Here is a 22,172-nt window from a genome sequence, read left to right on the forward strand (position 1 = left end):
CGTCGTCGCTCAGCCGGCCGTGGCCGGGGTCGCCGTCGGGCCACCCTGGGCGGGAACGTTCGCGGCGGGCCCCTCGCCCGGCGCGCGCCGGACGTCGATGACCTGCCCGGTCAGGTCGGAGATCAGCACGTCCAGCGAGGACTGGGCGACGGTCTCCGCGGCGAGCAGGGTGTGCTCCGGCTCCTCGCCGAACGCCTTGGTGCGCATCGGGGTGGCGGTGCGCTCCGGGTTGATGCAGTTGACCCGTACGCCGAACTCGGCCCACTCGTCGGACAGCGCCTGGGTCAGGTTGACCAGCGCGGCCTTGGTGGCCGAGTAGAGCGCGTAGCGGGCCCGGCCCCGGGTGTACGAGCTGGACGTGTAGAGCAGGAGCTGGCCCTTGGTCTGCTGCAGGTACGGCAGGGACTGCCGGGCGATCGTGACCGGGCCGACGAAGTTGACGTGCAGGACCCGGTCCATGGTCTCCTGGTCCATCTCCGCCAGCTCGCCCTTCTCCAGGATGCCGGCGGTGACCACCACGTGGTCGATCCGGCCGGTGGCCTCGAAGGCGGTCGTCAGCGCGGCCTCGACGTCCTCGGCACGCTCGACGTGGGTGCCGGTGGTGGAGCGGCTGAACGGGAAGACCTGCGCGCCGTAGCGGCGGGCCAGTTCGGCCAGCTCGTGACCGATGCCGTAGCTGCCGCCGAACACGACGATCGTCCGGCCGGTCAGCTCCTCGGCGTAGCTGCGGTGGTCGGTCAGCCGGGGGGCCTGCGCGGCGGCTAGCTGGAAGAGCTTGTCCGCGAGGTGCACGTCGACCGGGTGGGTGACCTTGATGTTCTCGTCCGAGCCGTCGATCACCTTGATCGGGGTGCCGGGCAGGTACCGCAGCACGACGCCGCAGTCGTCGGTGGCGGCGAAGTTCGCGTCGCCACCGGCGATCCGGTACGCCTCCCGGATGGTGCCCGAGCGGAATGCCTGCGGGGTCTGGCCCCGGCGCAGGGTGGAGCGGACCGGGATATCGGTGATGCACTCGTTCTCGTCGACCTGGATGATCGTGTCGGCCGAGGGGATCGCCACGTCGACCGCCGTGTAGGTCCAGAGCGCGTTCACGCACTCCCGGACGATCCGGCCGCTGAGCAGCGGGCGCACCGCGTCGTGGAAGAGGATGTTGACGTCGCCCTCGCCGATGGCGTCCAGGGCGATCCGGGTGGTCGCGTTGCGGGTGTCGCCGCCGGAGATGACCTTGCTGACCTTGCGGAAGCCGGCCTTGTCGACGATCTGCTGGGCGTCGGGGACGTGCCCGGCGGCCATCAGCACGATGATCTCGTCGATCTCGGGGGCCGCCTCGAAGACCGCCAGGGTGTGCTCGATGATCGGCTTGCCGGCGATCTTCAGTAGCTGCTTCGGGATGCCCAGGCCCAGCCGGGTCCCCGTGCCCCCCGCGAGGACCACCGCCACCGTCCGCGAGGGGCGCCAGGGAGCCGGGCTGGCCGGCGTGGCGTCCGGTGCGGCGGTGCGGTCCTGCGTCATTGCCGTTCCTCACTTCTGCGCGGGGTGGGGGATTAACGCCTTGATGACCGGTTGGTGAATTCTGACCGGCGTCGAGGGAAACCTTAACGCGGGTGACGGAGCGCGCCGTCCGGGGCAGCCCCGACCGGTGCGCTCCGCCGTCCTACTTGTGGCTCTCGTACGCCTTGCAGACCTCCTCGGTGGGGCCGTCCATCTTCAGGACGCCACCCTCCAGCCAGATGGTCCGCTCGCAGGTGTCCCGGATCGAGCTGATCGAGTGGCTGACCAGGAACACGGTGCCCGCGCTGGCGCGCAGTTCCCGGACCCGCTGCTCGCTGCGGGCCCGGAACTTGCGGTCACCGGTGGCCAGCGCCTCGTCGATCAGCAGCACGTCGTGCTTCTTCGCGGCGGCGATGGCGAAGCGGAGCCGGGCGCCCATGCCGGAGGAGTAGGTCCGCATCGGCAGCGAGGCGAAGTCGCCCCGCTCGTTGATGCCGGAGAACTCGATGATGTCGGGGGCGAGCCGCTTGACCTCGTCGGGGTGCATGCCCATGGCCAGGCAGCCGAGCACCACGTTGCGCTCGCCGGAGAGGTCGTTGAGCAGGGCCGCGTTCACGCCGAGAAGCGACGGCTGGCCCATGGTGTAGACCGCGCCCCGGGCCGGCGGGAGCAGCCCGGCGATCGCCCGTAGCAGGGTGGACTTGCCCGAGCCGTTGCTGCCGATCAGTCCGATCGCCTCACCCTGGTACGCGGTGAAGCTCGCCCCTTTGACCGCGTGCACCTCGCGGATGTTCGGCGCGTTGGTCCGGGACACAATGCGCTTCAGGGCGGAAACCGGGCTGCTGCCGCCGGTGGCGCCCTTGTGGATCCGGTAGATCACGTGCACGTCGTCCACGACGACGGTGGGGATCCGCCCGGCGTCCACCACGACGGCGCTGCCCGCCGGCTGGGTCTGGTCAGCCACGGCCGTACTCCTTCTCTCCGCGCCAGAAGTAGACGAATCCGCCGATCCCCATGACGACGGCCCAGGCCAGCGCGAGCGTCCAGAGCCGTAGCGGGGACGTCACCAGCTGCGCCTGGTTGGACTCCAGCAGCGCGTACCGGGCCAGCTCGATGTAGATCAGCGGCGGGTTGCACTCCAGCAGGGACGCCGCCCAGCTCGGCAGGTGCTCTCGGAACAGGACGACCGGGTAGAGCACGCCGGACGCGTACAGCCAGGTCCGCATCACGAACGGCATGACCTGCTTGAGGTCGGTGAGCTTCGCGCCGAGTCGGGCCATCACCATGGTCAACCCGATGTTGAAGACCGTCTGGAGCGCCAGCGTGGGCACGAGCAGCAACCAGCGGAAGGTCAGCGGCTCACCGGTCACCAGCACGATGCCCGCCAGCACCACCATCGACATGAGCAGTTGCTGGAACTGCACCAGGGTGACGGTGATCGGCAGCGCGGCCCGGGGGAACTGCAGAGCCCGGATCAGACCCAGGTTGCCGGTGATCGCGTTGGTCCCGTTCTGCACCGCCGTCTGAGTGAACATGAAGACGAAGACGCCGGTGCAGAGGTACGCGATGAAGTTCGGGACGTTCCGGTGCTGGGACATGATCACGCCGAAGATCAGGTAGTAGACCGCCGCGTTGGTCAGCGGGGTCAGCACCTGCCACAGTTGGCCGAGCTGTGTGTTGCTGAACGTCGACGCGACCTTCGCCCGCGAGTACGCGGTCATGAAGTGTCGATACGCCCACAGCTTGCGGGCGTACTCGGCCAGGGAGGGGCGTTCCCCGGCGACCCGCAGACCGTACCGCTTCGCGAGTTGGGCCCGGGTCAGCCCGGATTCGGGGTCGGCCACCGCGGTGTTGGCCATGGTCAGGCGCTCCGATCTTTCGTGCCGATGGGGAGCAGATGATGTGTCGCGGCGAGAAATTCGGCGTCGCCGGTGCGGAGAGGGTGCCTCGCCGCTGCTGCGTGGAAGGTAGTCCAAACCACGTCGGGACGCAACCGTATCGTCGTTGCGCTACATTGTCCCACGTGACGACGGAGAAGAGGCGTGCCCCGGCCGGTGCGGCGGTGCTGCGTGGTGAGATCACCACGGCCATCCGCGCTGCCGTCATGCAGGAGTTGGCCGAAGTCGGCTACGGACGCCTCTCGATCGAGGCGGTCGCCCGGCGGGCCGGTGTCAGCAAGACCGCCATCTATCGCCGCTGGCGCTCCAAGCTCGATCTGGTGCTCGACATGGTCACCGCGGTCGCGGGGCGCAGGCTGCCCCTGCTGGACACCGGCAGCCTGCGCGGTGACGTGGAGGTGCTGCTGCTCGCCGCCTCGACGGCGCTCGGACACCCGCTGGCCTCGCAGATCATCCCGGACCTGCTGGCGGAGGCGGCGCGTAACCCGCAGATCGCCGAGACCCTCCACCGGGCGATGCGCGACTACCAGGTCCGGCTCGGTGAGATCGTGATCGGCCGGGCGGTCGCCCGCGGCGAACTGCCGACCGGCGCCGACCCGTGGGCCGTGGCCGATCTGATCGTCGGCCCGGTCTACTGGCGGTTGACGATCTCCCGGGCCTCCCTCGACGCCGCGCAGTTGAGCACCATGGCGACGGCCGTCGTCGCGGCATTGCGAGTAGCATGTGGTGGTTCGCCGGATCGGGAAAAAGAAGTGTGGGACGACCGCGCGCTGCCCGAAGACGACCGCGCACTGACCGAATCTGAACCGCGCCGGGTCGGCGCGTGAACGTCGCGGTCGCACGGCTCCGCCACGCCGGTACCGGCTAGTATCGCCATCCGAACCCCACCGCCACCATCCGACACAGGAGGATCCCCCATGGCTGGGCAGCACCCAGACTTCATCCCACCGGCGCGGCCGATCATTGGCGAAGCCGAGATCGAGGCAGCTGTGCGGGTGCTGCGCAGTGGCAAGGTGGTGCAGGGGCCCGAGGTGGCGGCGTTCGAGGAGGAGTTCGGCGAGTTCGTCGCCGGGCGGCACTGCGTCGCCGTCAACTCCGGCACGTCCGCGCTCCAGCTGACCCTGATGGCGCTCGGCTTCGGCCCGGGCGACGAGATCATCGTGCCGTCGTTCTCCTTCGCGGCCAGCGCCAACGCCGTCCGGTTGGTCGGTGCCGAGCCGGTCTTCGTGGACATCGAGCCCCACAGCTTCTGCGTCGACCCGGAGGCGGTCGCCGCCGCGATCACCCCGCGGACCGTCGGCATCATGCCGGTGCACCTCTACGGGCACCCCGCCGCGATGGACCGGATCATGGCCATCGCCGAGCGGCACGGCCTGGCGGTCGTCGAGGACGCCGCCCAGGCCCACTGCGCCTCCCTGCAAGGCACCCCGGTCGGCGCCTTCGGTGCCGCCGGCTGCTTCAGCTTCTACCCCACCAAGAACATGCACGCCCTGGAGGGCGGCATGATCAGCACCGCCGACGCCGGCCTCGCCCGCACCCTGCGGCTGCTCCGCAACCAGGGCATGGAGCAGCGGTACGCCAACGAGATCGTCGGCGCCAACATGCGGATGACCGACGTGGCCGCCGCCATCGGCCGGGTGCAGCTCGGTCAGCTCGGCGACTGGACCGAGCAGCGCCGGGCGAACGCCAAGTTCCTCGACTCCGCCATCACCGGCATGGTGACCCCGCCGGTGGCCGACGCCGCCAAGCACGTGTACCACCAGTACACCGTGCGGGTCCGCGGCAACCGGGACGCCGCCCAGGCCCGGCTGACCGAGCTGGGGATCGGCAACGCCGTCTACTACCCGACCCCGATCCACCGGCTCAAGCCGTACCTCACCCAGGACGGCACGCCGGGTCCGTGGGAGCTGCCGGAGACCGAGCGGGCCGCAGCCGAGGTGATCTCCCTGCCGGTGCACCCGTCACTGAGCCAGGCCGACCTCGAGCGGATCGCCGAGGGCGCGAACCTCGCCGGTGGTGCCCGGTGACCGCGGGTCGCAAGCTGCGCGCCGGCCTGATCGGCCTCGGCGCGATGGGGCGCAACCACGCCAGGGTCCTCTCCGGCCTCGACGGCGTCGAGCTGGTCGGCATCGTCGACCCGGCCGGCGACGTCACCGGCACGCTCCGCGCACCGGTCGTGCCGGAGCTGGCCGACCTGCTGGCCATGGGCATCGACTACGCGGTGGTCGCCTGCCCGACCGCGCTGCACGAGCGGATCGGCCTGGAACTGGCCGGCAACGGGGTCTGCGCGCTGATCGAGAAGCCGCTGGCACAGTCGGTCGAGGCCGCCACCAAGCTGGTGGAGGCGTTCGAGTCCGCCGGCCTGGTCGCCGGCGTCGGTCACATCGAGCGCTACAACCCGGCCCTGCAGAGCCTGCGTACCCGGCTCGAGGCGGGCGAACTGGGCGAGGTCTTCCAGGTCGTCACCCGGCGGCAGGGGCCGTTCCCGCACCGGATCGCCGACGTCGGCGTGGTGATGGACCTGGCCACCCACGACATCGACCTGACCGCCTGGGTGACCGGCCAGGAGTACAGCTCGGTGGCGGCCCGCACGGTGTCGCGCAGCGGCCGGCTGCACGAGGACATGGTCGCCGTGATCGGCCAGCTCTCCGACGGAACGATGGTCAACCACCTGGTCAACTGGCTGAGCCCGCTCAAGGAGCGGTCCACGGTGATCACCGGCGACCGGGGCTGCTTCGTGGCCGACACGCTCACCGCCGACCTCACCTTCTACGCCAACGGCGCGATCGACACCGAGTGGGAGGCGCTGCGCGCGTTCCGTGGGGTGGCCGAGGGCGACATGGTGCGCTTCGCGATCCCGAAGCGGGAGCCGCTGCTCGTCGAGCACGAGCGGTTCCGTGACGCGGTCGAGGGCAAGCAGAGCGACATCGTCACCCTGCGCCAGGGCCTGCGCACGGTCCAGGTCGCCGCAGGGCTCCTCGAGTCCGCCTCGGACGGCAAGGTCGTCTCCGTTGCGCCCAGCCAGCACGAGGAACCGGCCGCCGCCCGCTAGTCGGACCGTTCAGGGGGGAGAACGACACGATGGATTCCAACGGCGCAACCAGCTACCGGGGCCGGGTCGTCATGCTGGTCGACAACGGCGTGCACGGCGATTCCCGGGTCCAGAAGGCAGCCCGCTCGGCGGCGGACGCGGGCTGGGAGGTCTTCCTCCTCGGCATCCGCAACGCCCGGTCCGACTCGGACACCTGGCGGATCGGTGACGCCGAGGTCCGGCTGCTCCGGGTGCCCAAGCCGCTGCACCGGTCGCTCCGGGACAGCAGCCGCTCGCTCCGGCGGCCGTTGGCGTACGCGTCCACGACCAAGGCCGCGTACCGGGTCCAGGAGATCAAGGCCCGGCAGGCCGACCTCTACGAGAGGCGGGTCCGCGGGCAGGTTCTCGGCGGGGGGGTGCCGGCCGTCGTCGGCCGGACGGCCCAGCTGCCGTCCCGCGCCGCCGCGACGCTGCTGGCGAGGTGGGTGCGGTTCCGGTCCGGTGAGACCCGCCGGCTGCGTCAGGCCCAGACCGACCCGGCGGCGTTCCTCAACCGGCTGCCCATCCGGGCCTGGCAGGGGCTGCTGGGCAGCCGCAGCTGGCGGCAGTTGGACCCGGGCCTGTGGGACTTCGAGCTGGCCTTCCGGAGCGCGATCGACGGGTTGAATCCAGACATCATCCACGCCAACGACTTCCGGATGCTCGGGGTCGGGGCGCGGGCGATGATGCGGGCGCGGGCCGCAGGCCGGAAGACCAAGCTGGTCTGGGATGCCCACGAGTTCGTCGGCGGCATCACCGGCCGGGCGGACAACCCGCGCTGGCTGCCGGCCCAGATCGCCTACACCGATGAGTACGCCGCCTACCCGGACGCGGTGGTGACGGTCTCCGAGACTCTCGCCGAGCTGCTTCAGGAGACGCATGGCCTGCGGGAACGGCCGGGGGTGGTGCTGAACGCGCCGATGGCGCCACCGGCGGACGCCGCGGACGACATGCCCGACCTCCGCGTGCTCTGCGGGGTGGACGAGCGGACGCCGGTGCTGGTCTACGCCGGCGCGGTGAACCCGAGCCGGGGCTGCCAGATCATGGTGGAGGCGCTGCCGGAGCTGCCGGAGGTGCACCTCGCGTTCGTGACGATGAACCCGAACGGCGACAACCAGCTCTCGGAGGCGCTGCTGGAGCGGGCCGTCGAGCTGGGTGTCGGGAACCGGGTGCACCTGCTGCCGTACGTCAAGCACTGGCAGGTGGTGCCGTTCCTGTCCGCAGCGGACGCGGGTGTCATCCCCATCCACCACAAGCCCAACCACGAGTTGGCGCTGATCACGAAGTTCCTGGAGTACTCGCACGCCCGGCTGCCCATCGTGGTCAGCGATGTGAAGACGATGGCGCAGACCGCCCGGGCGACGGGCCAGGGCGAGGTGTTCCGGGCCGAGGACGTGACCGACTACGTCCGGGCCGTCCGAGCCGTGCTCGCCGACCCGGCCCGCTACCGGGCGGCCTACGAGAAGCCCGGTCTGCTCGAGGGATGGACGTGGGAGGCCCAGGCGCGGGCGCTCGACGAGGTGTACAGGTCGTTGCTGGGCGTGCTCCCGGCAGACGGAACGCGCCCGCAGGTACCCGGGGACGAGTTGGAGTTGTCGCGTAGCGCCTAGCTGACCGGGGTGTGCCGGCTCCGCCCTCGGCGGAGCCGGCAGATCCGGTTTCCTCGGCCGTCCGACCCGACCCGCGTGAATGCCGGCTCCGGGCCGATCGGTCCGGACCTGACACTGGGGCCGTCCCTCGATGAGGGACGGCCCCAGTGTCAGTCTCTGTCCTGAGGTCAGTCGCCGGTGGCCGGCGGTTCCAACAGCAGCCGGTCGAAGTCCTTCTGGGTGACCGACCAGTCCCAGGTGTTCAGCACGTGCGACGCCGCAGCCTGACCCGTCTCGCGCCAAATCTCCTCGGAGGCGGTGAGGGTGAGGATCCGCTCCGCGGCCTCCTCCGGGGTGCCCACCACCCAGCCGCTGGGGAAGAGGTTACGGGCGCTGTGCGGCCGGCCCGCGAAGAAGGGCCAGTCCCGCACCACGGGCACCGCGCCGCTGGCAGCCCCCTCGACCAACCCGCAGTGGAAGCTCTCCCGGACCGAGGTGCTGAGGATGACTCCCACGTCGGTCAGTGCGCCGGGCACGTCCTCCGTTCGGCCGGTCCGCACGACCGCGCCGGCAGACTCGAGTTCGGCCAGTTCGGCGTCGAGCTTCTTCACGTACGACCGGACCGCCGGGCTGAGTGACGGCCTGAGTTCGTCACCGATCAGCTTCAGGCGGTACCGCTCGTCGCGCTGACGCAGCTTCCGCAGCACCGCCAGGGCCCAGCGTGGATCCTTGGCCAGCGAGCTCAGCCCGATCAGCCCGAGGGTGAAGCGGGCGTCGGCCGATGGCTTGGGCACCGCGTACCGCTGGAGTTCCATCGCGTTGGTGACCACGTGCGTCCGGGGCCCCTGCGGGCCGCGCAGCCGCGGTACCGCAGCCAGCGTCAGGTCGCGCAGGTGCTCGGAGACGAAGACCAGGTCGTCCACCCGGGACCAGTCGGTCAGGTGCGGCCACCAGCTGAACGCCTCGAAGCTGTGCAGCCGGACGATCACCCGGGCGTTGCCTGGGTCGATCATGGTCAGCATGGCGGCGGGCAGGTTGCACCAGTCGACGAAGACGGTGTCCGCCGCAGCGACGTGGTGGCCCCACGCCTCCTGGACCTCCTCGGCCCGCTTGGAGGTGCCGGCGAGCATGTGGTGCACGAGGTTGGTCCGGCCGTTGCTGAGCACCGGGCGGATCGACTCCTCCACGAGGTTCAACCGGCGGGCTTCCACCCCGGGCATGGCCTCGTAGCGCTCGATGATGGGGTGCAGGAAATTGTCGTTGAGCCCGGTGAGGAAGAGCATCCGGTGCGCCCGGTCGGCCGGCGGGAACTGTGCCGGCGACCGCCGACCGCGCGGGGTCGCCATCGCCCTGCCGACCTCGCTGCGGTGCAGTGGCGCGAGGTAGCCCTCCGGGTCCTCGGCCAGCGGCGACGTGAGCCCGTCGAAATGCGCGATCCGGTGGAACATCAGGTCGAAGGCGCGGAGGACGTGCGGCGCGGCCTTGCCCGGGTTCTGCTTCTTGAGGAAGCCGTCCGCCAGTTTCAGCTGCCCCTTGGCCACGGTCATCAGGTGGGCGGGCAGCTTGCCCTCGTTCAGCTCCGCCTCGACGATCGGGCCGAGAAGGTGCCCCTTGGTCGTGACGCTCGTCAGCCGATCCTGGGCCGCCAGCGCCAACCGGTTCGCGCTGGCCTTGTGCCCGGCCTGGCGCATGCTGGTGTTCACCCGCCGGACGAACTTGCCGCGGTACCGCTCCGGCACCCCGGGCGCGGAGGCGGCCTGGTGCCAGAACCAGCGCACCGCGCCGAGCCGCATCGCCCGCTGTCCCGTGCTGGCGTTCAGCACCAGCTTCGCCAGATCGACCGTCCGGCTGCGGGTGGAGCTGACCAGCAGTTGCGGGGACGGGCCGATCGTGGTCAGCCGTGGGCGGCGGTGCTGCGCCGGGTCTGCCGACCGCTTCTCCACGGCCCTCAGCGCCGGCGCGATACCGTAAACGGCTTCCGCCCGGCGATGGCGCTGAGCCAGCTGCCAGACGGTGTGCAGAGCCTGCGCGTCCAGGGCGACCAGGACGTCGGCCTGCCTGGCATGGCGGCGTACCCACGGGTCGCGTTGGGCCCGCAGCCAGGGCCGGCGGGCGGGGCTGGCGATCTTGATCATGCGGCCGGCGCGCGGGCCCAGCTCCTTCACCGTGGACAGCAGGTGAAGCTCGGCGAGGTCGGCCGCGGCCGGAATCTTCTCCGGATCGAAGGTGCAGGCGACCCGCACCGTGACCCCCATTGACCGAAACTGCTCGAGCGCGTCGGTCAGGACTGCCTGCCGGCCGGGGACGGCTCCCAGGATCATCAGAACCTCGATCATGACCTACTCTCCTCGGCCGAGGCACGAGCGCCGGTGGAGGCGACGTGCGGGGCGCCGGTCGATCCTCCGCGCCGCACCAGCTCGGTGACCTCTTGGACGGCCGGGATGAGCTGCTCCTCCCGGGCGTACTGCCTCGCCCCGGCCCGGGCCTTCTCCCGGTCCGCCTCGCTGGCGGTGCGGGCCAGCGCCGCGGCCCGGCGGAAGGCGCCGGCCAGCTCGACCGGGTCCAGCCCGACCGCCCCGGTCCAGAGCGGATACGTGGACAGGACGGTGGAGGCGTCGTGGTCCGCCTCGTGGGCGGAGACGACCGGCAGGCCGGTCGCCATGTACTCGTACACCTTGCCGGAGGTCATGTACCGGCCGCCGGTCACCATCAGCACGACCACGTCCCAGCGGGCGTACAGGTCGACCACCTCGGCCTTGGGCACCGAACCGCCGACCACCACGCCGTCGGCGGCGGCCGCCCGGAGAAGTTCGGCGTGCGCGTTGTCGCCGCGCGCCCAGGCCGCGCCGATGTGGCCGCGCACCTCGAAGCGCGCGCCCGCCAGCGCCGGGTCCTCCTGACGCGCCATCCGCCACCCCTGGAGCACGGCGTCGAGCAGCGGCACGGGAAGGTTCAGCGCGCCGAGGTAACCGAAGACCAGCGGACGGTCCGGGGGCGCGGGGCGGACCTGCGCGGGAATGCTGGCCGCGTCGTAGCCGTTGCGCACGACCCGCATCTTGTGCGCGAGTTCCGGATAGCGCTCGCGGTACCAGCGAGAGATCGGCTCGTTGACGTTCCAGATGGCGACCGCGTTGGTCAGCAGCTTGATCTCCCACTGCCCGGAGACCGATTCCTTCGAGAACGCCTCGCCGTTGTTGATTACGTCGACGGACCAGCCGTCCCGGAAGTCCACCACGTACGGAACCCGGTGGCTCTCCCACAACTGCCACGTGGCGGCCAGATTGACGTAGGGGGCGCAGGTGGTGACCAGCAGGTCGGCCGGCCGCTCCCGGTGGATCTCCACCAGGGCCTTCTCCAACGCCGGACGCCAGCCGCCGAAGACCGGCTCGGGGAATATCTTGAGGTTCTGCTTGCGCAGTTCGGCGAGGTAGTCCTTGTGGGCCAGAGCCCGCCGCTCGGTGAAGGACCGGATGTCCGTCTCCAGGTCGTCTCGCACCAACGGCAGCTTGACCATCCGGACCCGGGGGTCCACCCCCTCGGAGAGGGTGTGGTCGAGGCCGTACTCGCGTTCCCACGCCTCATCGATGATGGTGACCACGGTGACGTCCCAGCCGTGGGCGGCGAACTGGTTGGCTGTCTCCCGCATCCGGTAGGCGCAGCTCTTGGCCGCGGGGGGGAAGCCGATCGCGAGATAGATCATGTGCGGTCGGGACCCGGGCCGTCGTGGTCGGGGCGGCCTCAACGAGTTCCAAAAAGTTCGCCCGTTATTCATCGATTCCGATCCTGGGGAGCTGGGAGATGTGGCGTCGTGGCCCCGGACCAGTCGTGGTCCCGGACCACAGGACCACGCGGTCCGCCCCGGTGGGGACGACCGTCGGACGTCCACGGAGCGGGACCATGCCGGAAAGACCTTTCCATCAGCGGTACGCCGTACGTCTCGGGTCGGCCGGACGCGGTGCCGGTTCCGTCGACGGTCGCGCGGAGCGACCTTCGGACAGAGCGCGGAGACTACAATAACGCCGTTCCGGGCGCCCGGCCCGGCACCGCCGTCCGGGCAGCCGACACCGTCCCCTGGCCACCGCCCGTTGTCGCGGCGGCCGGTCTCCGGCCCCGGCGGCTGCTTCCGTAGACTCATGCGCCATGACCGACCCCGGTACCCGTGGCCGCGACGCCGCCCCCACGGAGGCTGCGCGCGACCGTGCTCCCGCGACGACCCTCACCCCCGCGACGGCAGGGTCCCGAGCCGGCGGGACGGCACTGGACCAGGCGCCCGCGCCGGCGACGGCCGGGTTGACGGAGGGCGGCGACCCAGGGCCGGGCGGGGCGGACGAAGGCCGGCCGGCCGGTACGACGCCGTGGTGGCGCCGGTCCCGGGCGGAGCTGGTGACCGCGTTGGTCTACCTCGCCGGCGCCTTCTGGGTAACCGGCCGGGGCTGGTGGGACGTCGACGGAAGGCTGCTGGGCAGCCGCCCCAATGACCAGGGGTTCAACGAGTGGATGCTGGCGCACGCGGCGCACGCGGTCAGCCACCTGGAGAACCCGTTCTTCACCACGCTCCAGAACGCCCCGGCCGGCGTGAACCTGATGACCAACGTCGGGCTCCAGCTCCCCGGGATCGTGCTGGCCCCGTTCACGCTGCTCTTCGGCGCGTCCTTCTCCTACCTGCTGTTCATCACGCTGAACCTGGCCGGCACCGGCTACGCCTGGTACCACGTGCTCTCCCGGCACGTGGTCGGGTCACGGGCGGCGGCCTTCGTCGGCGGCCTGTTCTGCGCCTTCGCCCCAGCCCTGGTCTCGCACAGCAACGGCCACCCGCACATCACCGCCCAGTGGCTGGTGCCGTTCATCGTCTGGCGGGTCGTGGCGCTGTCCCGCACCGGGCACGTCCTCCGCGACGGCCTGGTGCTGGGCGCGCTCGTCATCGCGCAGTTCTTCGTCAGCCTGGAGATCCTTTTCCTCACCGCGCTCGGCTGCCTGATGATGGTGGTGACGTACCTGGTCCTCCGGCCCCGGGACGCGCTGCGGCGGCTGCGCCGGCTGGTGACCGGCCTGGCGATCACCGGGGTGCTGGTGTCGGCGGCGACCGCCTATCCGCTCTGGATGCAGTTCGCCGGCCCGCAGCACCGGGTCGGCCACCCCGGCACTCCGGACATCTACGCGCTGAAGCTCGGCTCGTTCGTCCGGTTCGCCACCCAGTCGCTCGCTGGCGGGCCGACCAGCGCCGTGGGCTGGGCGCCGAACACCACCGAGCAGGCGAGCTTCTACGGCTGGTCGGTGCTGGTCGTGGCGGCCGCTGCGCTCTGGTGGCTGCGTCGGGAGCTCGTCGCCCGGGTGCTCGGGGCCGTCGGCCTCGTCTCGGCGCTCCTCTCGATCGGCACCACCTGGACCTCGGGCACCCGGCGGACGGATATCCCGGCCCCGTTCGCGTTGGTGCAGAACCTGCCGGTGTTCGACTCGCTGGTGGTGTCCCGGTTCGCGTTGATCACCACCGCGGTCCTCGGCGTGCTGTTGGCCGTCGCCGGGGATCGGCTCACCGCCGCTGAGCTGCGGGAACAGCCCGCCGGACGGTTGGCCGCGCGGGTGGCGGCCGTGCTGGCGGTGGCCGCGCTGCTGCCGATCCTGCCCGTTCCGCTGCAGGCGCGCGGCCGCAACCCGGTGCCGGACTTCGTCACCAGCGGCGCGTGGCGCGACCACGTCACCCCCGGCCGCACCCTGGTGCCGGTGCCGGTCCAAGGCATGACCTCGCTCTACTGGAGCTCCGCCGCCGTGGCCGGCTTCGCCGTGCCCGAGGGCTACTTCCTCGGGCCGGTCTCCGCCACCGACGGCACCGGCCGTTGGGGAGTGGAGCCGCAGCCGACCGCGAAGCTGCTCACCGCGGTCTCGCTTGGCGAGCGGGACACCACGCTCAGCCCCGCCGAGGTCGACCAGGCGCACGCCGACGTCCGGTACTGGAAGGCCGACGCGGTGGCGTTGCCCGACCACGGTCGCCGGCGGGACGAGCTGAGGACCGTGCTCGATGCGATGTTCGGACCGGGGCAGCGGGTCGACGACGTGTGGCTCTGGGACGCCCGGCCCTGGAGCCGCTGACCGGGGTCAGGGCGATTTCGTCCAGACCAGCAGCAGGTGTCCGCCGAAGTAGGCGGAGAGGATGGTCAGCGTCACCAGGACCGTGATCGCCCGGGCCCAGCCGGCCCGGGCGAGGCCGACGGCGGCCGGGAGCAGGAGCGGGAACGCGGGCAGCAGGAACCGGGCCTTGGAGTGGTAGTAGCCGGCGGCGCCGAGCGTGGTGACCAGCAGCAGCCCGCTGTAGAGCAGAAGCTGCCACGGTTGGCGGTCGAGCAGACTCAGCACGAAGAACATGAGCGACAGCAGCAGCACCAGGGTGACCACGAACAGCGGCAGGGCCGCCACCTGCCCCAGGACCTCCTGGCCCCGCTGCGCCGTGTAGACGCCGAAATCGAACGAGGTGCCCCAGCCGGCGTCCTGGATGTGGAACCAGCCGTCCACCCGTCCGGTCCGTGCGCCGACCCAGGCCAGGTAGCCGAGCCAACCGGCCGGGGTGAGCAGCAGGGCGGCCCACGGGCGCCAGCCGTCCCGACGTCGCACGATCGCCACCAGAGCGGCGAGCCCCACTACCGCGATCAGCGACGAGGCGGTCGGACGGGTCAGGCCGGCGAGGACGCAGAGCGTCGCGGTGGTGAGCCAACGGCCGCGCAGCACCGCGTACAGCGCCCAGGCGGCCAGGGCAGTGAACAGGCTTTCGCTGTACGCCATGGATTCGACGACGCCGTGCGGCAGCGCACCCCAGAGCGAGGCGAACAGGATGCCGGTGCGGCGGTCGTGCAGGTGCTCGCCGATCGCGAACAGTGCCCAGGCGGCCGCGAGCCCGGCGACCCACGCCACGACGAGCGCGGCGGCCCGGGGGCCGAGCGGTGAGATCCACTCCAGGGCGGCGGTGAGGCCGGGGTAGAGCGGGAAGAAGGCCATGTTGCTCTGCGTCTTCTCGTACCCGTCGTACCCGTGCTGGACGATCGCGAGATACCAGCTCCCGTCCGACTTGGTGAGCAGTTCGACGGGCGAGCGGTCGGTGTTGCGGGCCCAGACGTAGACGGTGAGCAGTCCGACCAGGCGGACCACTACGTACGCGCCCAGCGCGGTCCGGGCGTGCCGGGCGGCCAGCCACAGCCGTCGTCCGGCCGCGACCGGACCGGTACCGTCCGGCCGGACGGCCGGTTCGGGCGTTGCTTCCGGCATGGGTCGACTCCGCGTGTTGGGCGTCACCGGGTCCATCTCTGATCCTGTCCATGCGAGCGGGCGAGCGACGGTTGTGCCCGGCAGACCGGGAAGGATGGGTGTCGCCGGGGAGGTGATGGCGTTCCCCGTGCGCACCGGGCGCCGAGCAGCATGCGCCGAGCAGCATGCAGAGTAGCAACCAGGGACACGGGGGCACGGAACACCGCCGCTGAGAAACGGTGCGCCGCTTGCGTTGTCGTAGACTCGCTCGGGTCCGCGGGTGCGGTGCCTTCGACACGGAGACGGGCAGAAATGGGATCTGACGGCGCGACCCCAGCGGCGACCACCCGAGGACGGGTCGTGATGCTGGTGGACAACGGGGTCATCGGCGACTCCCGGGTGCAGAAGGCGGCACGATCGGCGGCCGAGGCCGGCTGGGAGGTCGTCCTCCTTGGCCGCGCGCCCGTCGGACAGCCGGCGAGTTGGCGGCTCGGCGGCGCCGAGGTTCGCCTGGTGCCGATGCCCGAGCCGCTGGCCAAGCGCCGGCACGAGTTCCGGCGGGCCTGGCTCCGTCGCCCGCTCGCCTACCCGCCCAGCGGCATCGGGGCGCACCGCAGTCAGGCGATGCGAGCCTGGCAGGCCGACCTGCGGGTGCGACGGGCAGTGTTGACCGCCGCCTCCCGGGAGTCCGGCGTCGGCCGTCCCGGCGGCCTCTCCTGGCAGGTTCTGCGGGCCGAGGAGAAGTTCGCCGGCCTCACCCGCCGCTGGGTCTCGTTGCGCAACCGGCAGTTGACCCAGGCTCGGCGTGGCCGCAAGCTCGACGGCCCCTGGGACCGCGCGTACACGCTGTTCTGGCAGAAGGTGCGAGGCGGCGGCGCGTGGCGACGCCTCGAGCCGGGCCTGTGGGACTACGAGCTGGCCTACGGCCCGGTCGTGGACGAGCTGGAGCCGGACCTGATCCACGCCAACGACTTCCGGATGATCGGCGTCGGCGCCCGCGCCAAGCTCCGGGCGGCCGCCGAGGGCCGACGGATCGCCCTGGTCTGGGACGCCCACGAGTACCTGCCTGGCGTGCAGCCATGGCGGGACAACGCCCGCTGGTTGCCCGGGAACGTCGCCCACGAGCGGGAGTACGTGCCCCACGCGGACGCCACGATGACGGTCTCGGGCGGCCTGGCGGACCTGCTGCGGCGCGAGCACGGGCTCGCGGAGCGCCCGGCGGTGGTCCTCAACGCCCCGGCGGTCGACGAGTTGCCGGCCGACCCGGCCGCGCCGGTGCCGGACATCCGCACGCTTTGCGGGCTGCGGCCGGGAATCCCGCTGCTGGTCTACAGCGGGGTGGCGGCCGCGAAACGCGGTCTCGGGGTGATGGTCGAGGCGCTGCCGCGGTTGCCGGAGGCCCACATCGCGCTCGTGGTCAACAAGCCGGAGTCCGCGTACGTCAAGGGTCTGGTCGGGCGGGCTGAGGAGCTGGGCGCGGCCGACCGGCTGCACGTCCTGCCGTACGTGCCGCACCACCAGGTGGTGCGGTTCCTGTCCGGCGCGCAGGTCGGCGTCATCCCGATCCAGCATTGGCCGAACCACGAGATCGCCCTGATCACCAAGTTCTTCGAGTATTCACACGCCCGTCTGCCGCTGGTCGTCTCCGACGTCCGGACCATGGCGGAGACTGTCCGCGAGACCGGGCAGGGCGAGGTGTTCGCGGCCGAGGACGTGACGGACTTCGTCCGGGCGGTCCGGGCGGTCCTCGGCGACCCGGCACGTTACCGGGGCGCGTACGACCGGCCCGGGCTGCTGGCGGGGTGGACGTGGGAGGCGCAGGCGGAGGCGCTGGACGCGGTCTACACCCGGTTGCTGCCAGGCGCCTCGTCCCGCCCGGCCCTCGATGGCGACCCGGCCCCGGGCGCCGCCCCTGCGTCAGTGGGAGTGGGTTCGTGAGCATGCCCGACGTGACGGTGGTCGTCGCCGTCTACAACACCATGCCGTACCTGACCACCTGCCTGGACTCGCTGGTCGGGCAGACCATCGGGCTGGACCGGCTGGAGGTCGTCGCGGTCGACGACGGCTCCACCGACGGCAGCGCCGCCGAGCTGGATCGGTTCGCCGAGCGGTACCCCGGCACCGTCACCGTGCTGCGCCAGCCCAATTCGGGCGGTCCGGCGGCCCCCAGCAACCGCGCCCTGGACCACGCGCGCGGCCGGTACGTCTTCTTCATCGGCTCGGACGACCACCTGGGGCCGGAGGCGCTGGAGCGGTTGGTCGACGCCGCCGACCGGTGGGACTCCGACGTGGTGCTCGGCCGGATGGTCGGCACCAACAAGCGTTACGTGCACCAGGCCGTCTACGCCAGCACGCAGGAGGAGGTCGACCTCTTCGGCGGCGACCTGGCCTGGTCGCTGTCGAACACCAAGCTGTTCCGCCGGGACCTGATCGAGCGGCACGGCCTGCGGTTCCGCGAGGACATGCGGATGGGCAGCGACCAGCCCTTCACGTTGGAGGCGTGCTTCCGCGCCAGGCGGATCTCCGTCCTGGCCGACTACGAGTACTACTACGCGGTCAAGCGGGACAACGCGCAGAACATCACCTACGCCAGCCGGTTCGAGGAGCGGCTGCGCTGCGCGGAGGAGCTGGTCGGCTTCGTCGTCGACCTGATCGAGCCGGGGCCGCGCCGGGACGCGATCCTGTTGCGCAACTTCAGCTGGGAGGTGGCGAAGCTCCTCCAGCGCGAGTTCCTCGCCCTCGACCCGGACGCCCAGCAGAAGGTCCACGACCGTATCCGCAAGCTGGCCGAGGCGTACCTCACCGACGGCGTCGTGGCCCGGTTGGCGCCGGACCTGCGGCTGCGGTTGGTCCTCGCCCGGGACGCCGGCCTGGACCGGCTGCGTGACCTGGTCGGCCAGCAGTCCGACAAGACGCCGCCCGAGGTCGTCATCGAGGAAGGTCGCTGGTACGCCCACTACGTCGGCTTCCGCGACCCCTCGCTCGGCTACCCGGACGAGTGGTACGACGTGACCGACCAGGCCGCCAAGGTGATGGCGAAGCTGACCGCGACCGCCCTGGCCTGGGGCCGGGACGCCGGCGGGGCCCGGGTCCTGGTGGTCACCGCGCAGAGCCGCTGGGCGGCGCTGGCGGCGCTCGGCGCCGACGCGGTGCGGATCAGCGTCGGCGAGCTGGCGGGTGCCAGTTCGGTCACCGCGGGCGGCCCCGGTACCGTCGTGCGGACGGACTTCGCGCTGGACCAGCTACTCGCGGTCGTCGCGGCGAACGGGGAGCGTCGGGTGGTGCGGGCCGAGGTCACCGCGTCGGGCGGGACCGGCTCGTCGCCACTGCGTACGGACCGCCGGGTCTCCGCACCCCGCCTGCTGGCCCGGCACGGTGTCCGGTTCCACCTCGTCACGCCCACCACCAACCACAAGGGCCAGGTGATCGTCGCGATCACGCCGGTGACCCCCCGACGGTTCCTTGCCCGCCTGCGCCGTATCTGGCCCTCTGGAGGAAAGTAGTTACATGGACATCTGCGTCGTCGCGCTCGGAAAGATCGGCCTGCCACTTGCCGTGCAGTTCGCCTCGAAGGGGCACCGGGTGGTCGGTGCCGACGTCTCCGAGCGGGTCGTCCAGCTGGTCAACGATGGTGCCGTGCCGTTCCCCGGCGAGGCCGACCTCGACGTCAAGCTGAAGGAGGCGGTGGCCGCCGGTCTGCTGTCGGCCACCACCGACACCGCCGCCGCGGTCGCCGGGTCCGAGGCGGTCGTCGTGGTCGTACCGCTCTTCGTGGACGCGGACGGTGTGCCGGACTTCGGCTGGATGGACGATGCCACCCGGGCCATCGCTCGCGGCCTCAAGCCGGGCACCCTGGTCAGCTACGAGACCACCCTGCCGGTCGGCACCACCCGCGCCCGCTGGGCGCCGATGCTGGAGGAGGGCTCCGGTCTCACCGCCGGCAAGGACTTCCACCTGGTCTTCAGCCCGGAGCGGGTGCTCACCGGCCGGGTCTTCGCCGACCTGCGCCGTTACCCCAAGCTGGTCGGCGGCATCGACGAGGCGTCCGCCGCGAACGGCGTGCGCTTCTACGAGGCCGTGCTGGACTTCGACGAGCGGCCGGACCTCGACCGGCCCAACGGCGTCTGGGATCTGGGCTCCGCCGAGGCGTCCGAGCTGGCCAAGCTCGCCGAGACCACCTACCGGGACGTCAACATCGGCCTGGCGAACCAGTTCGCCCGGTTCGCCGACACGGTGGGGGTGGACGTCACCAAGGTCATCGATGCCTGCAACACCCAGCCGTACAGCCACATCCACTCGCCGGGCATCGCCGTCGGCGGCCACTGCATCCCGATCTACCCCCGGATGTACCTGTGGAACGACCCGGCGGCCACCGTGGTGCGCTCGGCCCGCGAGGCCAACGCCGCCATGCCCGAGTACGCCGTCGACCTGCTCGCCGCCGCGTACGGCGACCTGACCGACGTGGGGGTGCTGGTGCTCGGCGCGTCGTACCGGGGCGGGGTCAAGGAGACCGCCTTCTCGGGCGTCTTCCCCACCGTGGAGGCGCTGCGCGAGCGGGGTGCCAAGCCGTACGTCTCCGACCCGATGTACACCAACGAGGAGTTGGCGGCGCACGGCCTGCCCGGCTACGACGGCGAGCCGGTCGGCGCCGCCGTCATCCAGGCCGACCACGTCGAGTACCGCAGCCTCGCCCCGGCTGACCTGCCGGGCGTCTCGGTGCTGGTCGACGGCCGTCGGATCACCGACCCGGCCCGCTGGGCCGGCGTCCGTCGGGTGGTCATCGGCGGCTGACCCGGTCCGCCCGGTCCCCGTGGGTCTCGGCCGCTCGCCGGCCGGGGCCCACTGCTTTCGTGGCTCGACCGATACGTTCGGTGACCTGCGTCCTCGGCTGTTCGTCCGCCGGACACCCCAGCAATACTTGTGTTACTTGCCCCGTTTAGGGTCGCAGATGCCTGGTATCGGACCCATCGACGCCGGCGAGTAGACAAGGGAGCGTGTCGTTGTTCAGCAGAGTGCGAAACCAGCAGGGTCTCGCCGTCGTCGGTGTGACCCTGCTGGGCTACGGGGTCATGGTCCTGTCCGGTGTCTTCGACTGGCTGATCCCGTACGTGGTCGCCGCGTTGGTCGCCGTCGCCGGTGAGTTGGCCCTCGCCACCCGGTTCGCCGCAGCGGGCGAGCTGCTCCAGAAGGCCGGGCTCGGGCCGGTCTGGCGGTGGCTCGTCCGTGACCTGTCGGTCGTGCTGCTGATCGTCAGCGCGGTCGGTCCGGCAGCCGGCGGGACCGTCGCGGTCCTGTTGCTGCCGGCCGCGCTCTGGAGCGTCGCCGTCGGCAGCGCCGCCCTCAGCGCGGTCGGCGAGCACCACGCGGCGACCCCGGCCTTCACCCGGAACATCGACCTGGACCGCACCGCCGGGATGCCGGGTCCGCCAGCCTGGGCGCGGCGGATCGCGGGCCTGCGACTGCCGCTGATCAACGTGCTCCTCGTCCCGGCGGCCGTGCTGGCCGTACTGGTCGACCGGGTCGCCCCCGTGGTGGTGACCGGGCTGGTCACCCTGGCGGTGGGACTGGTCACGGTAGCCGTGCTCGTGCTGGCCGGACGGGGTGGGCGTGGCCGGGGGCAGGGGTCGCTGTCAGCCGTGCACGCCTGGCTGGCTCGGGAACAGCCCGAGGTGGCGCTCTACTTCGCCGGCCCCGCCAAGGACGTCTACCAGGCCAACATGTGGCTTGCCCCGGTCGAGGCGGCCGGGCGCCGCGCGGTGGTGCTGCTCCGTAACGACGAGGCGATCCGCGAGCTGGCCGACACCCGGTTGCCGGTGATCTGCGTACCGGCCGGGGTCGACTTCATGAACCTCGACCTCAGCTCGATCCGGGTCGCCCTGTACGCGGCGAACGTCGGCGCCAACATCCACATGCTGCGTGAGCCGGGAATGAGGCACGTCTTCGTCGGCCACGGTGACAGCGACAAGCAGGCCAGCGTCAACCCGTACAGCAAGGTGTACGACGAGGTCTGGGTGGCCGGGGCGGCCGGTCGGGAGCGGTACGCCCGGGCCGGGGTGGGCGTCCTCGACCGCGACATCGTGGAGGTCGGCCGCCCGCAGCTCGCCGGGGTGCACACCTTCGGCGCGGAGTTCACCGACCGCCCGTTCACCGTGCTCTACGCCCCCACCTGGGAGGGGTGGCTGGACGACGACCCGTATCACACCTCGCTGGTGCTGATGGGGGAGCGGATCGTCACCGGGCTGCTCGCCGCCGGTGGCGTCCGGGTGGTCTACAAGCCGCACCCGCTCACCGGCAGCCGGTCGAGGAAGGCCCAGGCGGTGCACGAGCGGATCGTCGCCCGGCTCCGGGCCGCCGGCGGGCAGGTCGACCCGACCTCGCTGGGCGGCACCGCGCACCTGGTGGTCACCGGCCGCACGCCGGCCCTGTTCGACTGCTTCAACGCCACCGATCTGCTGATCAGTGACGTGTCGAGCGTGGTCTCCGACTTCGTGCAGAGCGAGCGGCCGTACGTGGTGGCCAACCCGGCGGGTCTGTCCGAGGACGAGTTCCGCCGGACGTTCCCCACCGCGCGGGCGGCGTACCTGCTCTCGCTCGACTGCGGCGAGCTGGAGAAGGTCCTCGCCCTCGCCCGGGGCGGGAACGACCCGATGGCCGAGGCTCGGCGGGAACTGAAGGAGTATCTGCTCGGACCGGCCGGGTCCAACCCGATGGACCGGTTCCGGCAGGAGATCGGCCGCCTCTGCGGTTGACCCGCTCGGGTCGGGGACGGGAGCCGGGCGGGGGGGGGGGGGGGGCGGGGCCGGGCCCCCCCCCCCCGCCCCGGGAGACCCCCCCCGCCGCGGGGGGGGGGGGGGGCGGGCGGGGCCCAGCCCCCCGCCGCCGCCCCCCCCC

The 22,172-nt window shown here is 71.7% G+C and carries 15 protein-coding genes; 9 read left to right on the forward strand and 6 right to left on the reverse strand.

The genetic code is table 11. The annotated features are described in order from the left end of the window. Nucleotides 1-9: 9 nt before the first annotated feature. From ACH4T9_RS28275 to ACH4T9_RS28285, 3 genes are all read right to left on the reverse strand, one after another. On the reverse strand, nucleotides 10-1,512 hold the full coding sequence (locus ACH4T9_RS28275) for a D-ribitol-5-phosphate cytidylyltransferase (RefSeq protein WP_396674095.1): 1,503 nt from the start codon (nucleotides 1,510-1,512) through the stop codon (nucleotides 10-12). Nucleotides 1,513-1,654: 142 nt separating this feature from the next. Continuing rightward, nucleotides 1,655-2,455 carry an ABC transporter ATP-binding protein gene (locus ACH4T9_RS28280; RefSeq protein ID WP_396674094.1) on the reverse strand — a complete coding sequence of 267 codons (801 nt, stop codon included), beginning with the start codon at nucleotides 2,453-2,455 and terminating at the stop codon, nucleotides 1,655-1,657. Continuing rightward, nucleotides 2,448-3,350, reverse strand: coding sequence for an ABC transporter permease (locus ACH4T9_RS28285; RefSeq protein WP_396674093.1), 903 nt, complete (start codon nucleotides 3,348-3,350; stop codon nucleotides 2,448-2,450). The genes ACH4T9_RS28280 and ACH4T9_RS28285 overlap by 8 nt, the downstream gene beginning before the upstream one ends. 164 nt (nucleotides 3,351-3,514) lie before the next feature. On the opposite strand from ACH4T9_RS28285, the gene ACH4T9_RS28290 reads away from it, so the two are divergent. The 4 genes from ACH4T9_RS28290 to ACH4T9_RS28305 all read left to right on the forward strand — a co-directional run bounded on the left by ACH4T9_RS28290 (nucleotide 3,515) and on the right by ACH4T9_RS28305 (nucleotide 8,069). Continuing rightward, entirely contained in the window at nucleotides 3,515-4,216 is a 702-nt protein-coding gene (locus tag ACH4T9_RS28290) for a TetR/AcrR family transcriptional regulator (RefSeq protein ID WP_396674092.1), read from the forward strand. Nucleotides 4,217-4,306: 90 nt separating this feature from the next. Beyond that, a complete protein-coding gene (locus ACH4T9_RS28295; protein WP_396674091.1) occupies nucleotides 4,307-5,416 on the forward strand; it encodes a DegT/DnrJ/EryC1/StrS family aminotransferase in 1,110 nt (369 codons plus the stop codon). Further along, the gene (locus ACH4T9_RS28300) at nucleotides 5,413-6,441 is read left to right on the forward strand and encodes a Gfo/Idh/MocA family protein (protein WP_396674090.1); all 1,029 of its coding nucleotides are present in this window, start codon (nucleotides 5,413-5,415) and stop codon (nucleotides 6,439-6,441) included. The genes ACH4T9_RS28295 and ACH4T9_RS28300 overlap by 4 nt, the downstream gene beginning before the upstream one ends. A 29-nt stretch (nucleotides 6,442-6,470) precedes the next feature. Further along, nucleotides 6,471-8,069, forward strand: coding sequence for a glycosyltransferase family 4 protein (locus ACH4T9_RS28305; protein ID WP_396674089.1), 1,599 nt, complete (start codon nucleotides 6,471-6,473; stop codon nucleotides 8,067-8,069). Nucleotides 8,070-8,236: 167 nt separating this feature from the next. Here ACH4T9_RS28305 and ACH4T9_RS28310 read toward each other — a convergent pair whose 3' ends face one another. Both ACH4T9_RS28310 and ACH4T9_RS28315 read right to left on the reverse strand, forming a co-directional pair. Then, nucleotides 8,237-10,384 carry a glycosyltransferase family 1 protein gene (locus ACH4T9_RS28310; RefSeq protein ID WP_396674088.1) on the reverse strand — a complete coding sequence of 716 codons (2,148 nt, stop codon included), beginning with the start codon at nucleotides 10,382-10,384 and terminating at the stop codon, nucleotides 8,237-8,239. Next, the gene (locus ACH4T9_RS28315) at nucleotides 10,381-11,748 is read right to left on the reverse strand and encodes a glycosyltransferase (protein WP_396674087.1); all 1,368 of its coding nucleotides are present in this window, start codon (nucleotides 11,746-11,748) and stop codon (nucleotides 10,381-10,383) included. Before ACH4T9_RS28315 ends, ACH4T9_RS28310 begins: the two co-directional genes overlap by 4 nt. Nucleotides 11,749-12,188: 440 nt before the next feature. Between ACH4T9_RS28315 and ACH4T9_RS28320 the strand changes: the two genes are divergently transcribed. After that, entirely contained in the window at nucleotides 12,189-14,135 is a 1,947-nt protein-coding gene (locus tag ACH4T9_RS28320; protein WP_396674086.1) for a hypothetical protein, read from the forward strand. 6 nt (nucleotides 14,136-14,141) lie between these two features. On the opposite strand, the gene ACH4T9_RS28325 is transcribed toward ACH4T9_RS28320, so the two are convergent. Next, nucleotides 14,142-15,302, reverse strand: coding sequence for a hypothetical protein (locus tag ACH4T9_RS28325; RefSeq protein ID WP_396674085.1), 1,161 nt, complete (start codon nucleotides 15,300-15,302; stop codon nucleotides 14,142-14,144). A 342-nt stretch (nucleotides 15,303-15,644) separates the two neighbouring features. Between ACH4T9_RS28325 and ACH4T9_RS28330 the strand changes: the two genes are divergently transcribed. The 4 genes from ACH4T9_RS28330 (at nucleotide 15,645) to ACH4T9_RS28345 (ending at nucleotide 22,030) form a co-directional block, all read left to right on the forward strand. After that, the gene (locus ACH4T9_RS28330) at nucleotides 15,645-17,219 is read left to right on the forward strand and encodes a glycosyltransferase family 4 protein (RefSeq protein ID WP_396674164.1); all 1,575 of its coding nucleotides are present in this window, start codon (nucleotides 15,645-15,647) and stop codon (nucleotides 17,217-17,219) included. After that, nucleotides 17,216-18,784, forward strand: a complete 1,569-nt coding sequence (locus ACH4T9_RS28335) for a glycosyltransferase family 2 protein (protein ID WP_396674084.1) — start codon at nucleotides 17,216-17,218, stop codon at nucleotides 18,782-18,784. The genes ACH4T9_RS28330 and ACH4T9_RS28335 overlap by 4 nt, the downstream gene beginning before the upstream one ends. A gap of 4 nt (nucleotides 18,785-18,788) precedes the next feature. Beyond that, a complete protein-coding gene (locus tag ACH4T9_RS28340; RefSeq protein WP_396674083.1) occupies nucleotides 18,789-20,072 on the forward strand; it encodes a nucleotide sugar dehydrogenase in 1,284 nt (427 codons plus the stop codon). A gap of 209 nt (nucleotides 20,073-20,281) precedes the next feature. Continuing rightward, nucleotides 20,282-22,030 carry a CDP-glycerol glycerophosphotransferase family protein gene (locus ACH4T9_RS28345; protein WP_396674082.1) on the forward strand — a complete coding sequence of 583 codons (1,749 nt, stop codon included), beginning with the start codon at nucleotides 20,282-20,284 and terminating at the stop codon, nucleotides 22,028-22,030. Nucleotides 22,031-22,172 lie beyond the last annotated feature (142 nt).

Origin of the sequence: Micromonospora sp. NPDC020750, assembly GCF_044334565.1 — a bacterium.
Lineage (GTDB): Bacteria > Actinomycetota > Actinomycetes > Mycobacteriales > Micromonosporaceae > Micromonospora.

What these genes read in the sequence shown, in the direction of transcription:
- ACH4T9_RS28275 (WP_396674095.1), bottom strand. Translation starts at nt 1,512, where the DNA reads ATGACGCAGGACCGCACCGCCGCACCGGACGCCACGCCGGCCAGCCCG.
- ACH4T9_RS28285 (WP_396674093.1), bottom strand. Translation starts at nt 3,350, where the DNA reads ATGGCCAACACCGCGGTGGCCGACCCCGAATCCGGGCTGACCCGGGCC.
- ACH4T9_RS28295 (WP_396674091.1), top strand. Translation starts at nt 4,307, where the DNA reads ATGGCTGGGCAGCACCCAGACTTCATCCCACCGGCGCGGCCGATCATT.
- ACH4T9_RS28305 (WP_396674089.1), top strand. Translation starts at nt 6,471, where the DNA reads ATGGATTCCAACGGCGCAACCAGCTACCGGGGCCGGGTCGTCATGCTG.
- ACH4T9_RS28310 (WP_396674088.1), bottom strand. Translation starts at nt 10,384, where the DNA reads ATGATCGAGGTTCTGATGATCCTGGGAGCCGTCCCCGGCCGGCAGGCA.
- ACH4T9_RS28315 (WP_396674087.1), bottom strand. Translation starts at nt 11,748, where the DNA reads ATGATCTATCTCGCGATCGGCTTCCCCCCCGCGGCCAAGAGCTGCGCC.
- ACH4T9_RS28320 (WP_396674086.1), top strand. Translation starts at nt 12,189, where the DNA reads ATGACCGACCCCGGTACCCGTGGCCGCGACGCCGCCCCCACGGAGGCT.
- ACH4T9_RS28325 (WP_396674085.1), bottom strand. Translation starts at nt 15,302, where the DNA reads ATGCCGGAAGCAACGCCCGAACCGGCCGTCCGGCCGGACGGTACCGGT.
- ACH4T9_RS28330 (WP_396674164.1), top strand. Translation starts at nt 15,645, where the DNA reads ATGCTGGTGGACAACGGGGTCATCGGCGACTCCCGGGTGCAGAAGGCG.
- ACH4T9_RS28340 (WP_396674083.1), top strand. Translation starts at nt 18,789, where the DNA reads ATGGACATCTGCGTCGTCGCGCTCGGAAAGATCGGCCTGCCACTTGCC.